At 46.2% G+C, this 14506-nt stretch carries 13 protein-coding genes; 7 read left to right on the top strand and 6 right to left on the bottom strand.

All coding sequences use genetic code 11. The features are described from left to right. Positions 1 to 101: 101 nt before the first annotated feature. The 3 genes from ICV36_RS09795 to ICV36_RS09785 all read left to right on the top strand — a co-directional run bounded on the left by ICV36_RS09795 (position 102) and on the right by ICV36_RS09785 (position 5992). The gene (locus ICV36_RS09795) at positions 102 to 1640 is read left to right on the top strand and encodes an efflux transporter outer membrane subunit (protein WP_215400490.1); all 1539 of its coding nucleotides are present in this window, start codon (positions 102 to 104) and stop codon (positions 1638 to 1640) included. A gap of 169 nt (positions 1641 to 1809) precedes the next feature. Next, positions 1810 to 2949 carry an efflux RND transporter periplasmic adaptor subunit gene (locus tag ICV36_RS09790; protein WP_215401632.1) on the top strand — a complete coding sequence of 380 codons (1140 nt, stop codon included), beginning with the start codon at positions 1810 to 1812 and terminating at the stop codon, positions 2947 to 2949. A 7-nt stretch (positions 2950 to 2956) separates the two neighbouring features. Further along, on the top strand, positions 2957 to 5992 hold the full coding sequence (locus ICV36_RS09785) for an efflux RND transporter permease subunit (RefSeq protein WP_215400489.1): 3036 nt from the start codon (positions 2957 to 2959) through the stop codon (positions 5990 to 5992). A gap of 18 nt (positions 5993 to 6010) precedes the next feature. On the opposite strand, the gene ICV36_RS09780 is transcribed toward ICV36_RS09785, so the two are convergent. From ICV36_RS09780 to ICV36_RS09770, 3 genes are read right to left on the bottom strand one after another with little or no spacing between them, the layout of a single operon-like run. Beyond that, complete coding sequence (locus ICV36_RS09780) at positions 6011 to 6673, bottom strand: glutathione S-transferase family protein (RefSeq protein ID WP_215400488.1); 663 nt, start codon at positions 6671 to 6673, stop codon at positions 6011 to 6013. A gap of 27 nt (positions 6674 to 6700) precedes the next feature. Continuing rightward, positions 6701 to 7201 (bottom strand): flavin reductase family protein, encoded by a 501-nt coding sequence (locus ICV36_RS09775; protein ID WP_215400487.1) that lies wholly within the window; start codon positions 7199 to 7201, stop codon positions 6701 to 6703. Between the two features lie 9 nt (positions 7202 to 7210). Beyond that, complete coding sequence (locus ICV36_RS09770; protein ID WP_215400486.1) at positions 7211 to 7507, bottom strand: hypothetical protein; 297 nt, start codon at positions 7505 to 7507, stop codon at positions 7211 to 7213. An 87-nt stretch (positions 7508 to 7594) separates the two neighbouring features. Here ICV36_RS09770 and ICV36_RS09765 point away from each other — a divergent pair, with 87 nt between their 5' ends. Further along, positions 7595 to 8578: an MDR family oxidoreductase gene (locus tag ICV36_RS09765; protein WP_215400485.1), complete on the top strand. Its 984-nt coding sequence runs from the start codon at positions 7595 to 7597 to the stop codon at positions 8576 to 8578. Between the two features lie 19 nt (positions 8579 to 8597). On the opposite strand, the gene ICV36_RS09760 is transcribed toward ICV36_RS09765, so the two are convergent. After that, positions 8598 to 8780 (bottom strand): DUF1289 domain-containing protein, encoded by a 183-nt coding sequence (locus ICV36_RS09760; protein ID WP_215400484.1) that lies wholly within the window; start codon positions 8778 to 8780, stop codon positions 8598 to 8600. Positions 8781 to 8827: 47 nt separating this feature from the next. Here ICV36_RS09760 and ICV36_RS09755 point away from each other — a divergent pair, with 47 nt between their 5' ends. Further along, positions 8828 to 9913, top strand: a complete 1086-nt coding sequence (locus tag ICV36_RS09755) for an MBL fold metallo-hydrolase (RefSeq protein WP_215400483.1) — start codon at positions 8828 to 8830, stop codon at positions 9911 to 9913. On the opposite strand, the gene ICV36_RS09750 is transcribed toward ICV36_RS09755, so the two are convergent. Beyond that, a complete protein-coding gene (locus ICV36_RS09750) occupies positions 9825 to 10283 on the bottom strand; it encodes a PhaM family polyhydroxyalkanoate granule multifunctional regulatory protein (protein WP_215400482.1) in 459 nt (152 codons plus the stop codon). The genes ICV36_RS09755 and ICV36_RS09750 overlap by 89 nt on opposite strands. Before the next feature lie 75 nt (positions 10284 to 10358). Between ICV36_RS09750 and ICV36_RS09745 the strand changes: the two genes are divergently transcribed. Continuing rightward, the gene (locus ICV36_RS09745) at positions 10359 to 11423 is read left to right on the top strand and encodes a homocysteine S-methyltransferase family protein (protein WP_215400481.1); all 1065 of its coding nucleotides are present in this window, start codon (positions 10359 to 10361) and stop codon (positions 11421 to 11423) included. Then, on the top strand, positions 11420 to 14170 hold the full coding sequence (gene metH, locus ICV36_RS09740) for a methionine synthase (RefSeq protein WP_215400480.1): 2751 nt from the start codon (positions 11420 to 11422) through the stop codon (positions 14168 to 14170). The genes ICV36_RS09745 and metH overlap by 4 nt, the downstream gene beginning before the upstream one ends. On the opposite strand, the gene ICV36_RS09735 is transcribed toward metH, so the two are convergent. After that, the gene (locus ICV36_RS09735) at positions 14167 to 14484 is read right to left on the bottom strand and encodes a DUF1840 domain-containing protein (protein WP_215400479.1); all 318 of its coding nucleotides are present in this window, start codon (positions 14482 to 14484) and stop codon (positions 14167 to 14169) included. The two genes, metH and ICV36_RS09735, sit on opposite strands and share 4 nt — an antisense overlap. Between the last annotated feature and the right edge of the window lie 22 nt (positions 14485 to 14506).

Here is a 14506-nt window from a genome sequence, read left to right as displayed (position 1 = left end):
GTTGTGTACAAAATTCAGTAGAAAAATCAGGGCTTTACGAAGCCCTGATTGCATTTTTGTGTTCAAATAACTCTTGTTAAAGAGGATATTTGTTGTAACCCATGTTTCTGTCGATTGCCCAGTTTTCACGTTTGAATTTTCTCTCGCTCGTTTGTGCGGGAGTTCTTTCGGCGTGTGCAGTTGGTCCAGACTTTAAACAACCCGAGGCCCCTAAGACTTCGTCTTATACAGAAACAGCTTTATCTAAGAAGTTGACTACTGCTCCTGGTGTACCTGGCGGTAGTGATCAGGAGTTTGTAGAGGGCGCTGATATCGAGGCGCAATGGTGGGAGCTATACAAGTCCCCCGAGCTTGATGCGCTGATTAAAAAAGCGCTTGAGCAGAATCCTAACTTAGGCGCTGCCGATGCTGCATTGCGTGCAGCGCAAGAAAATGTCAATGCACAAATTGGCGGTCAGTATTTTCCAGCGATTGGCGTTGGCGCAAACGCATTAAGACAAAAACAGCCATCGGCTGTGTATGGCATGAATTATGGTACAGATACTTACAACCTATATAACGCAACAGTCAACGTTACCTATAAGTTAGATGTGTTTGGTGGAGCACGTAGAGCGGTTGAAGGTGCACGTGCACAAGCAGAGGTTGCGCAGTTTCAATTGGAGGGAGCCTACCTTTCTTTAACGGCAAATGTGGTGACTAGCGCCGTAAGAGAGGCGGCGCTGCGTGCACAGATGCAAGCTACAGAAGAAATTTTAAAAGCGCAAACGAATCTTGCCGAAGTAACCGAGAAGCAATTGATCATTGGCACGGTATCTAAGGTAGACGTTACATCCCAGCGCACATTAGTTTCAAGTTCTCAAGTAGATTTATTTAACTACGAACGAAATCTTGCGTTTGCACGTAATCAACTCGCAGTTCTGGTGGGTGAAATTCCGAGCAATGCCAATATTGCCAAGTTTGATTTAGCAAATTTACATTTGCCTGAGAAGTTGCCTTTATCAGTACCCTCCAGCCTCGTGCGTCAACGTCCTGATGTGCGTGCAGCGGAGGCGCAGTTAAAAGCGCAGAACGCTTTTGTTGGTGTTGCAACGGCGAACTTATTGCCTCAATTTAATATCACCGGTTCGATTGGCGCCGCCTCTTTGACCTCAAACGGTTTATTTGGTCCTAATTCTGCTTTATGGACCTTGGGTGGGGGCATCTTGCAACCCCTATTCCAGGGTGGTGCTTTATTGGCGCAACGTCGTGGTGCGATCGCAAACTATGAACAAGCGGCTTTTCAATATCAGGCAACTGTCTTGAATGCATTTCAAGAGGTGGCGAATGCCTTGCGCGCACTCGAGACAGGTGCGCAAGCGCTCAAAGCGGCATCGGATGCAGAACGCTATGCCTATGAAACTCTAGATTTAGTGCAGCAGCAATATAAGTTGGGTACAGCAAGTTATTTGGCGGTGCTCTATTACCAAAATCAGTATCAACAAGCCAAAGTGAAATCAGTTGCCGCACAAGCAACGCGTTTCTCAGATACGGCAGCTTTATTTGCAGCATTGGGTGGCGGCTGGTGGAATCGTGAAGGCCCTGCTTTTAAGTCAAAAGACATAGCGAACAAAGATCAAAATGAAACTTCTGGAAATAATTAAGAACAAGCTCATTGCCTTAGTTCTTGCCCTGTGGGCATGGATGCAGCGCAAAGCGATTGAATGGAAATTGCGCGATAGAGCGATTGCTCTGTGGGAAAAGGCAAAAGCATTTTGGGCGCGCATGGGTCAAAAATGGCGTGGCACTAAAGTTCACGCAAAGTTAATGGCGATGGAACCATTACAACGTCGCATGACTATCATGCTTTGCGGCGTATTTTTATTATTAGGCTTGATCTTTGCTTTTAATCAACTCAAGACATTCATGATTAAGCATTTCATTGCAGGAATGGGCTTGCCTCCTGCAACAGTATCAACCATGGTGATCACTACTACAGAGTGGCAGCCGAAGTTAACCAGCGTTGGGAATGTGCGCGCCTTTAGGGGTGTTGAGCTCAGTACTGAACTGGGCGGCTTAGTTCAGACTGTGCCAGTTAAGTCGGGTCAGGATGTAAAAGAAGGTGATTTGCTAATTAAATTAAATGATGCCTCTGATGTTGCCCAATTGAATTCTTTGAAGGCGATGGCTGATTTAGCTAAAGTGATTAATGAACGTGATAGACAGCAACTGGCTATTCAGGCAATTAGTAAGAATGTGTTTGATACGAGTGCTGCTGATGCTAAATCGAAGCAGGCCCAGGTAGAGCAGCAGACTGCATTGGTAGCTAAGAAAAATCTGAAGGCACCATTTAGTGGGCGCATTGGCATTGTGGCTATTAACCCCGGCCAGTATGTAAATCCTGGCGACAAGTTATTAACATTACAAACCTTGGACCCTATTTTTGTGGATTTCAATTTGCCACAAAATAATGCCGAGCAAATTCAGGTCGGACAAGAGGTGGTGGTGACAACCGATGCATTTAAGGATGCAAGCTTCACAGGAAAAATTACAGCGGTTAGTCCAAAAGTAGATACCAATACCCGCAACATTCAGGTTGAGGCTCAGCTTGCCAATCCCGATAAGAAAATTTTGCCAGGCATGTTTGCTAATGTGAATATTAAGCTTGGTGATCAGGTCAAATATTTAACGCTTCCACAAACAGCGGTTACTTACAATCCTTACGGATCTACAGTCTTTATTGCTAAACCAACTGGTAAAAAAGACAAGCAAGGCAATCCTGCTCTTGAAGCGCAGCAGGTCTTTGTGACTACTGGATCCACCCGTGGCGATCAGGTGGCGATTCTCAAGGGTGTTGATGAGGGTGCGACGGTTGTTACGAGTGGGCAGTTGAAGTTAAAGAATGGCACGCCACTCATTATTAACAACAAGGTGCAGCCAGCAAACTCACCAGATCCGAAGCCGCAGGAATAAATAGCAGATGAATTGGACTGACATATTCATCCGTAGGCCAGTGCTCTCCATGGTGGTGAGCGCTTTGGTATTGATTTTTGGCTTAAAGGCGATAGGTTCATTGCCGGTGAATCAATATCCACAAACGCAAAATGCGATTGTGACAATCACGACTGCTTACTATGGCGCAGATCCTGAAACGATTGCTGGTTTTATTACTCAACCCTTAGAGGCATCGGTTGCTCAGGCACAGGGTATTGATTACTTATCATCAACCAGCGTTAGCGGAGTCTCGACAATTATTGCAACGCTCAAGCTGAACTATGACGCAAATGCAGCGTTAACTCAGATACAGACTCAAATTAGTGCGGTAAAGAATCAGTTGCCACCTCAGGCGCAGCAACCGATTTTGACAGTGCAGGTGGGTCAATCTACCGCTGCGATGTATATGGGCTTTTATAGCGATGAAATCCCTAACAATGCCATCACTGATTATTTGTTGCGCGTTGTAAAGCCAAAACTAGACTCCGTTGAGGGTGTGCAAAACGCTGAAATTACTGGCGGCCGTAAGTTTGCATTGCGCGCATGGTTAGACCGCGAGAAGATGGCTGGTCTTGGTGTGGGTGCGGATGATGTTTATAGCGCTATGTCTGCAAATAATTATTTGTCGGCCGTTGGTAGCACCAAGGGCGATATGGTATCGGTTGACTTGGTTGCTGGAACTGATTTGCATACGCTAGATGAGTTCCGAAAACTGGTCATTAAAAAAGATGGCGTGAATATTGTTTACTTGGATCAAGTAGCCACGGTTACTTTGGGATCTGAGGACTACAACACCAACGTTGCTTTCAGTGGCAAGCGCTCTGTATTTATTGCCATTAAAGTCGCTCCCCAAGCGAACCTATTGGATGTTGCCCAACGCGTCAGAGACGTTGTTCCTGACATTCAAAAGCAATTACCAATCGGCATGACTGGCAAGATTGTGTATGACTCAACCAAATTTATTACTAGCTCTATTGATGAGGTGGTGTCTACTTTGCTAGAAGCTCTGGTTATTGTGACGGTAGTGATTTACCTATTCTTAGGTAGTGCGCGTGCTGTTGCTGTACCCGTGATTGCAATGCCTTTGTCATTGATTGGAACCTTTTTCTTAATGCAGGTTTTAGGTTATTCGATTAACTTACTTACTCTCTTGGCGCTAGTGCTAGCAATTGGATTGGTGGTAGATGATGCCATCATCGTCGTAGAAAACGTTGATCGCCACATGAAGGAAGGCAAGTCTCCGCTTGAGGCGTCTTTAATTGCTGCCCGTGAACTAGGCGGCCCAATTCTGGCGATGACAGTAGTGTTGATTGCAGTGTATATCCCTATTGGATTCCAGGGTGGGTTAACAGGCGCACTGTTTACAGAATTTGCGTTTACTTTGGCTAGTGCGGTAGCAGTTTCTGGGTTGATTGCATTAACGCTCTCGCCGATGATGTGTTCCCGCATTTTCACTGAAGAGCAAGAGGCCTCTTCATTTGTGCAGAAGATTGATCGCATTTTTGATAAGGTCCATCACAGTTATCAAAGCACCCTACGAGATTTGTTGAGCACGTGGCAAGTCATCATCGTGATGGGTGTCATTTTGTTGGGTGGGGTTGCTTATTTATATGCAACGGCACGTGCTGAGTTAGCGCCAACAGAAGACCAAGGCATTGTCTTGATGCAGGCCTCTGGGCCTCCAAACAGCACAGTGACACAAATGCAAACTTATGCGGATCAAATCTACGCGATTGCTGCCGCAGAACCAGAATACGAACAGGCATTCCAGATCACGAGTCCTACTTCTAGTTTTGGCGGTATCTTGTTAAAAGACTGGGGCGAGCGCAGTCGCAATGCAACCAAGTTTCAAGAAGATATGCAGCAGAAGTGGAACAGTATTGCTGGTGCGCGTGTTGCAGCCTTCCAGTTTCCTGCCTTACCAGGTGCCCAAGGCTTGCCGGTGCAGGTTGTTATTAATACAACAGAACCATATGCTCAGTTAAATGAAGTATCGCAGGCGGTACTAGACAAAGCGCGCCGTAGCGGCAATTTCTTCTTCGTAGACTCTGATTTGAAGATTGATAAGCCGCAAGATGTATTAGAAATCGATCGTGAAAAAGTTGCGGCATTGGGTATGACCCAGCAACAAGTGGGTGCAGCATTATCTGCAGCATTAGGCGGTGGTTATGTGAACTATTTCTCAGTGGCGGGACGCTCTTACAGAGTAATTCCACAGGTGAAACAGGTTGATCGTTTGAACCCAGATCAAATCTTGGACTATTACATTCGCACCCCAAGTGGTGCAATGGTTCAAGCACGTACCATTGCAACGATTAAGCAAAGAGTGGTTCCACAATCTATTAATCACTTTCAGCAATTGAATTCCGCAACCATTTCTGGTGTGAGTACACCATTTATTTCCCAGGCGGATTTATTGGAGTTCATGCGCCAGACCTTGAAGGAAGTTGCGCCGAATGGTTACAGCATGGACTATGCTGGTCCATCACGTCAGTTTATGGCCGAGTCAGGTGGATTCTTGGTCACCATGTTCTTTGCGATCTTGATTGTGTTCTTGGTGCTGGCTGCCCAGTTTGAAAGCTTCCGTGATCCAATCGTGATTTTGGTTTCTGTACCTCTTGCCTTGTTTGGCGCTTTGATTTTTATTAACTTGGGCTTCACGACTCTGAACGTTTACACCCAAGTTGGCCTAGTAACGCTAATGGGCCTCATTAGTAAGCACGGTATCTTGATTGTGGAATTTGCCAATGAACTTCAAGAGGCTGGACGAAGTAAGCTTGATGCCATTGTTGAGGCAAGTAGCGTTCGTCTACGCCCAATTTTGATGACTACTGCTGCAATGGTTCTGGGCGTATTGCCTTTAGTAATCGCTTCGGGAGCGGGTGCTGCTGGGCGTAAATCTATGGGCATTGTGATCTTTACGGGCCTGTCGATAGGTACATTGTTCACGCTTTTTGTAGTACCAGCGATGTACTTATTGATTGGCGCCGATCATCACGCTAAGAAATTTAAGCAGGAGTAGAGATTAAAAGCAGGGTGACTACTTGACGATGTTGAGTTCTTTTTCAGCAATTTCGTTAAAGCAAGTCTCTTCTTCTAGGCGTTTCATCCAAGCATTAATATGCTCAAGGTTTGCACGTTCCCCTGTTTGCTCTGGGAAGGTATTGTGTAACATCATCCATCTACTGACACACAGAGCCAGAACAATATCTCCGGTCTGGAATTGATTGCCGGAGCAATAGTTTTGCTTGGCCAATGTTTGATCTAGTAAGCCTAGCAGTCGATTGGTCTCTTGGTAGGCCTTGGAAATCGCTTGGTAGTTACGTTCGGATTCTGGAGTTCTAGTGAGCCCAAGAAACGCAATGCGCAGCGCAGGCCACATTGTGCCCAATTGCCAATCCATCCATTTTTCAGACTCGTATTGAGTTTTGATATCCCCAGAGAAGCGTCCGGCTTTATCGTATTGATGCGCTAAGTAACGCAGGATGGTATTGGACTCCCAAAGTACCACATCGCTGTCTTCTAGCGTTGGCACTAATCCATTCGGATTGAGTTTTAAAAACTCAGGTGTATTGTTGATTCCAAATTGCAGTCCTGCATCAATTCGCTCAAAATCCTTGCCTTCTTTTAACCCAAGCTCAGCAAGGCACCACAATACTTTTTGAACGTTGATCGAACTTTTACGACCCCATAAACGCATCATAGTATTTTCCTGGGAAGATGACTTGTATTAGCCGGCTTTAGCTTCAGTGAAATCAAGGCCAACAAATTTGCTGCGAGCAAAAATGAGGGGTTCACGATCAGGATAATTTCTTAGGTTAATCACTTTAGCAACAATGATGTTGTGATCGCCACCAACGTGAACACAAACGGTTTCGCATTCGTAATAGGCTACGCAATGATCAATTTGGGTGAGACCGCTAGCCGCTAGTTTATGGTCAATCCCCTTAAATTGCTCAGTCTTCACGGTGGCGAAATGCATCGCCAAATTTTCTTGAGAACGCTCTAAAACATGAATGAGATGTTTCTTGCCAAGCTCAACCCAAGGCATTAGCCGTGAATGTTTTTTAAGGCTCCATAGAATCAGTGGCGGCTCTAGTGAGACGGTGTTGAACGAGCTAATCGTGATTCCATGAGGCTGATTTTCTTCATCCAAACAGGTGATGACAGTGACCCCAGTTGCAAATGAAGCAAAGCCTTTGCGCAGTTCTTGTGAGGTAAATGGGGTCATCAACTTGACTTACTTAGCTTCGGCTTTTGCAGGATCTGCAATCGTTGTGCCAGGAATTGGAATCAAGATTTCATTTTCTTCGGCTTTTACACACTTAAAGCGGTACTCTTTGCCGGCTTTGGAGAGAAAGCTTGCGCCTTCATAAAAATCATCTTTACAGGTCTTGGTGGCGAAATCCATCACATCCTGTGGTGCTGCACTAGAGCTAATGAGGCGCATATTGCCCATAGACATATTGATTTGGGTTGAATAGCATCCTGCAAGCGCTAAGCCAGAAAACGCAGTTAATAGTAGAATTTTTTTCATGGAAACCTCCATAATCAGCAATGCTCGTTAGGATAAACCTATTAAGCAATTGCTGCGGGGAAATACCTCGATCTAAAAGGATGAGACATGTTTAAAGCGCTATTGGTAAAGAAAGACGATCAAGGCTATCGCACAGAATTAGCCCAAGTTGATGAGGCCAGCCTCCCAGAGGGTGATGTACGTGTAAAGGTGCTGTATTCGACTCTTAACTACAAGGATGGTTTGGCTATTACTGGCAAAGGCCCGGTGGTGCGAAGCTTTCCTATGGTGCCTGGCATCGATTTTGCAGGCGAGGTAATAGAAAGTTCCAGCCCTGACTTCAAAACTGGCGACATGGTGCTTTTAAATGGCTGGGGTGTGGGCGAGGGACATTGGGGCGGCTTAGGACAGCAAGCTCGAGTAAGGTCAGATTGGCTCATTCCCTTGCCAAAGGGTTTCACGGCTAAACAAGCATTGGCTATTGGCACTGCAGGCTACACCGCGATGCTTTGTGTCATGGCCCTGCAAAAGCATGGCCTTAAACCAAGTGATGGCGAAGTATTGGTCACCGGTGCTGCTGGAGGTGTGGGTAGCTTTGCGATCACGTTGCTGCACAAATTGGGTTTTACAGTTGTCGCTAGTACTGGTCGTATGGCTGAAGCGGATTATCTAAAAAAATTGGGCGCAACAGAAGTAATCGATCGCGCCACCTTATCTGCTCCTGGAAAACCATTGGCAAAAGAGCGTTGGGCTGCGGTGGTTGATAGCGTGGGTAGCCATACCCTAGCTAATGCTTGCGCCCAGACTAAGAGTGATGGTGCAGTAGCGGCCTGCGGATTAGCTCAAGGAATGGATTTTCCTTCTACTGTAGCCCCATTTATTTTGCGTGGCGTGACGCTGTATGGCATCAATAGCGTCACTGTGCCACGTGCAAAACGAGTTGCTGCTTATGAGCAATTAAGTAAGTTGGTGGATCTAAAAACTTTAGATGAAATCTCTCATGAAATCAGTCTTGAAGAGTCGATTAAATATGCTCAAGAATTAATGGCGGGTAATGTACGCGGACGTTTGATCGTCGATGTAAATAAATAAAGCAAGCGAGATTAAAAGCTCAGTTATGCTGAGGCACTTGGGGTTTACGGCTGGGTAATTGTGCGCATACCTCAAGTTTCTCGATATTAGTTAGATCAGACCAATCAGCAATTTCAGTCAGGGTACGATAGCAGCCACGACAGTAACCGTTTTCAGGATTAATGTCACACCAATTAATGCAAGGCGATGGAACTGTTGTCAAAGCGAACCTAGAAAAAAAGAAAAAATAAAAAGAAATTACGTTAAACCATGAGCACTCAAAACCAAGCAAGTGTTGAAGCTATAGTTCATTATCCCTTAGTAGATGCGCTTCCGGAAGTAGGTAGCAGCATAGAGGTTGCTCCGGGCATTCGTTGGGTCAGAATGCGCCTCCCTTTTGCGTTGGATCACATCAATCTTTGGTTATTGCGCGATGAGATTGATGGCGTATCTGGCTGGACGATTGTGGATTGCGGAATTGCCAACGATGAAACAAAAGCTGCATGGGAGCAGGTATTTGCCACCCAGCTTGATGGCATGCCGGTCTTACGCATCATAGTGACCCACATGCATCCTGATCATGTTGGCTTATCCCAATGGCTGTGCGAAAAGTGGTGTGCCCCTATGTGGATATCCATGACAGATTATTTAACTGCTCAGTGGTTAAGCTGCAAAGAGGGCGGCGCAGCTGTAGGTGCGCGCGCTGGAAGTGGCGGTTCCGCCGATCATTTTCAAAAACATGGTTTAACTGCACCTGAAGATTTGGAAAAAATTCGGGCGCGCTCCAATTACTACAGCAATATGGTTCCCGGTGTACCTCGCCAATACCGTCGGATTGTTGATGGCGAATCTATTTTGATTGGCGGACACACTTGGCAGGTAATGATGGGGTATGGTCATGCGCCAGAACATGCTTCTCTTTTTTGTAAAGAGCTTGGCCTACTGATTTCCGGGGATATGCTCTTGCCTCGGATATCCACAAATGTCAGTGTTTTTGATGCTGACCCAGATGCTGATCCATTGGGTTTGTATTTGGACTCTATTGAAAAATATTTAGCCCTACCTGAGGACACCTTAGTACTTCCATCACATGGCAAACCATTTATTGGAATTAGACCGCGTGTTGCACAACTGAAGGCACATCATGATGAGCGCTTGGTAGATACCTTGGGCGCATGTAAAAAACCGGCACATGCTCGAGAGATTGTGCCGGTTTTGTTTAAACGTGAATTAGATATTCATCAGCTCACATTTGCTATGGGTGAGGCTATTGCTCATCTGAATTACCTACTTCGTCGAGGTAAGTTGCGTCGCCAGCTTTGCGAGGACGGCGTGTTGCGGTTTTCCGCGGTCTAGCGCTAGTTGTCTTAGTTCCAGATTTTTCTTTTGGGGCACTTGCTGAAGTAGCAGCTGTGCCTGCGGCTGAAACAGCATCACCGAATGACTTGAGGGCCATCATGGTGGCATGCTGTACTTCCAAGCCTTGAATGGTGGACTTGAGGATATTGAGGTTCAAATTAAGCCAGTTTTCAACACTTTTAAGGTCCTTGATACGCTTTTCAAGCTCATCCACATCCAAGCCAGGGAAAGCCGAAGCAAAGCCGCTGGCTGCCTTAGAGGCGTCTGCTGTGAATGGGAACTGACCAGCTTGGGCTGCTGCGCCTTGTCCCCACATTGTTCTCAACATATCTAGGCTTTGATTGAATTCTGGAATGGTTTCAAACATAAGGGGCTCCGGGGTAAATGAAAAGTGGCTTTTCCAATAGAATAAGGGATTCTAGAGACTATTCCCGGTTGAGCAATGCAATTTAATGGTTTATCCCAGCCCTATACCCGCGGTCAGGCGCTACCTGATCTGCTAAAGAAGCGCATCCTCATATTAGATGGCGCTATGGGAACCATGATTCAGCAATACAAGCTTACTGAAGCTGACTATCGTGGTTTGCCGGGGAATACCCGTTTTGCCGACCATCCAGGCGATATCAAAGGTAATAATGAGTTGCTAGTGCTGACTCAGCCTCAAATCATCAGCAAGATCCATGAACAGTATTTGGATGCAGGCGCGGACATCATAGAAACTAATACTTTTGGTGCCACCTCAGTTGCCCAAGAAGATTACAAAATGGCCAGCTTAGCGCATGAGATGAATGTAGTCTCAGCAAAATTGGCGCGGGCTGCTTGTGAAAAATATAGCACTCCAGATAAGCCTCGTTTTGCAGCAGGCGCAATTGGGCCAACACCGAAGACAGCCAGCATTTCACCGGATGTAAACGATCCAGGTGCGCGCAATGTGACTTTTGATGCTTTGCGTGCCTCATATCGTGAGCAGATCGAAGGGCTATTTGCAGGAGGCGTAGACTTATTTCTGGTCGAAACTATTTTTGACACTCTCAATGCAAAGGCTGCACTCTTTGCTTTAGATGAATTTTTTGAAGAGACTGGTGAGCGCTTACCGGTAATGATTTCTGGAACAGTAACAGATGCATCAGGACGCATTTTGTCTGGTCAAACGGTTGAAGCTTTCTGGAACAGCTTGCGTCACATAAAGCCCCTCACTTTTGGTTTGAACTGTGCGCTAGGCGCTGCGCTCATGCGCCCCTATATCGCCGAGCTCGCAAGGATTTGTGATGCTGCTGTTTCTTGCTACCCTAATGCAGGCTTGCCCAATCCTATGAGTGATACGGGTTTTGATGAGACGCCAGAAATCACCTCTAGTCTGGTTGATGGTTTTGCAAAAGATGGCCTAGTTAATTTGGTTGGAGGCTGTTGCGGTACAACGCCCGACCATATTCGTGCGATTGCTAATGCTGTTGCAAAACGTAAACCTCGTGTTTTCTATCGCGAGAATGCTGAGGTAGCAGCATGAGTAATGTTGAGAAAAAAGTCATGCCAGCAATGAAACTTTCGGGTCTTGAGCCATTTAATGTTACTGCTGATGTTGGCTTTGTGAATATTGGTGAGCGCACTAACGTAACCGGTTCAAAAGCATTTGCCCGCATGATTTTAAATAATCAATTTGATGAGGCGCTTGCCGTCGCTCGTCAGCAAGTTGAGAATGGCGCTCAAGTCATCGATATCAATATGGATGAGGCGATGCTCGATTCTGAAGCGGCAATGACTCGCTTCTTAAATTTGATTGCTTCTGAGCCTGATATTGCACGTGTCCCCATCATGATTGACTCCTCTAAGTGGAGCGTCATCGAAGCAGGCTTGAAGTGCATTCAGGGTAAGCCAATCGTGAATTCGATCTCCTTGAAAGAAGGCGAAGAGCCGTTTAGAAAGCAAGCGCGCTTAATTCGTCGTTATGGTGCCGCCTCGGTAGTAATGGCCTTTGATGAGGTGGGGCAAGCCGATACATTCAAGCGTAAGACTGAAATCTGCCAGCGCTGCTATGAAATTTTGGTAAATGAAATTGGTTTCCCAGCTGAGGACATCATTTTTGACCCCAATATTTTTGCTATCGCTACAGGTATTGAAGAGCATGATAACTATGCGGTGGACTTTATTAATGCCACACGTTGGATCAAAGAAAACCTTCCTGGCGCTAAGGTCAGCGGTGGCGTATCCAATGTGAGTTTCTCCTTCCGCGGCAATGATCGTGTGCGTGAAGCGATACACACCGTGTTCCTGTATCACGCCATTCAAGCTGGCATGGATATGGGTATTGTGAATGCGGGGCAATTAGGCGTTTATGCAGACTTAGATCCCGAGTTACGTGAACGAGTTGAGGATGTTGTTCTCAATCGCTTCAAAGAAAAAGATGGCAAAACTCCAACAGAACGACTTTTAGATATTGCCGATCAATTTAAAGGTGGTGGCGCTAAACAGGTTGAGAACCTTGTGTGGCGTGAAGCTCCAGTACGCGAGCGTTTAACGCACGCATTAGTACACGGTATTACGACATTCATTGAAGAAGACACTGAAGAGTTGCGCGCAGAAATTATGGGCGCAGGCGGTAGGCCAATCGAAGTGATTGAAGGACCGCTGATGGATGGTATGAATGTCGTTGGCGACTTGTTTGGCGCTGGCAAAATGTTTTTACCCCAAGTGGTTAAAAGTGCCCGTGTAATGAAACAGGCTGTTGCAATTCTGATTCCTTATATCGAAGAAGAGAAGCGTCAACATATTGCTGCTGGTGGCGAAGCCAAAGCCAAGGGCAAGATTGTGATGGCGACTGTGAAGGGCGATGTGCACGATATTGGTAAGAATATTGTGACTGTTGTTCTGCAATGTAATAATTTTGAAGTAGCCAATATGGGCGTGATGGTTCCATGTGCAGAGATTCTGAAGTGTGCAAAAGAAGAGAATGCTGACATTGTTGGTTTGTCTGGATTGATTACGCCGTCTCTAGAAGAGATGACCTACGTGGCACAAGAGATGCAGCGGGATGACTGGTTCCGCGAGCGTCAAATTCCGTTAATGATTGGTGGCGCAACCACCTCACGTGTACATACTGCGGTGAAAATTGCTCCGCACTACGATGGTCCTGTGGTCTATGTGCCTGATGCATCTCGTTCGGTTTCTGTGGCCTCCAGCCTGCTTTCAGATGAAAGCGCCAAGAAATTTATTCAAGACTTACGTGATGACTATGTGCGCATTCGTGAGCAACACGCTAATAAGAAAGCTGCGCCAACCATTTCTTTAGAAGCGGCTCGCAAAAATCGCGAGATGATTGATTGGTCAATATATGTGCCGGAGAAGCCAAAGTTCATTGGTCGCCGTGTATTTAAAAACTTTGCACTGAGTGATATTGCGCAGTACATCGACTGGACGCCATTCTTTCAGACCTGGGATTTAGCAGGCAAATTTCCTGCAATCTTGGATGATGAAGTTGTTGGTATTGAAGCGCGTAAGGTTTATGCGGATGCACAAGCTTTGCTGGATAAGCTAATTAAAGGCCAATGGCTACAGGCTGATGCAGTAGTTGCTTTTTATCCGGCCAATACTATTGGTGACGATATCGTTTTATATAGTGATGAGGCTCGCGAGCATCCTTTGTTTGTCTGGCATAACTTGCGCCAACAATCTGAGCGTCCTGTGATAGATGGGGTACGCAGACCGAATCGTTGTTTGGCTGATTATGTTGCGCCAAAAGATTCCGGTGTTGCTGATTACCTCGGTTGTTTTGCTGTGACTACAGGTCATGGCGTTGAAAAGAAAGTTGCTGAGTTTCAGGCAAAGCATGATGACTACAGCGCGATTATGTTGAAAGCTTTGGCAGATCGTTTGGCTGAAGCGTTTGCTGAACTCATGCATCATCGTGTTCGTACTGATCTTTGGGGCTACGCAAGCGATGAAATTCTGACAAATGATCAGATGATTAATGAGGAATACCGTGGTATTCGTCCCGCGCCTGGCTATCCGGCTTGTCCTGCGCATGAAGTCAAGGAAGATTTATTGCGCGTAATAGGATCTGAAGACATTGGTATGACTCTGACGGAGTCTATGGCGATGAATCCCGCTTCTAGTGTGAGCGGTTTCTATTTGGCTCATCCAGATGCGCGTTACTTTAATGTGGGCAAACTCTCAGACGATCAAGTTGAAGACTTGGCTAAACGTCGCGGTCAAACTGTTGAAGACACCCGTCGCCAGCTGGCGAGCTTATTGGACTAAACACCCCACATGACGGGTTCGTCTTTGGCCTTAGCTTGTTTCATTAGCTCAAGAAATGGGTAAGCGCGTTGTCCAAGACGGTCGGCTAACTTGGGCTTCTCGGAATCCTTATCAGCATCTTCATTTGCTTTAGCTCGCTCCTCAAGATCTTTGAGGATGGCTGTTTCTAGTGCGGTAATGAGACTGGGGAGTTGCTCTACCGTTAGGATGCCGCGAGGCTCTAGGGTGCGCCCTAAAATGTCAAAAATTCGCTTAGTCAGATCCGCCAGCATGATGACGTCTGGACCAGCCTTAGAGCGAAATTGATAGATCATTGTGATAGCTTACCACCTGATA

It is taken from the genome of Polynucleobacter sp. MWH-UH35A (assembly GCF_018687075.1).
Classification (GTDB): Bacteria; Pseudomonadota; Gammaproteobacteria; order Burkholderiales; family Burkholderiaceae; genus Polynucleobacter.
The sequence above is the reverse complement of the archived record's forward strand: the minus strand, read 5'-3'. Positions and strand labels throughout refer to the sequence as shown.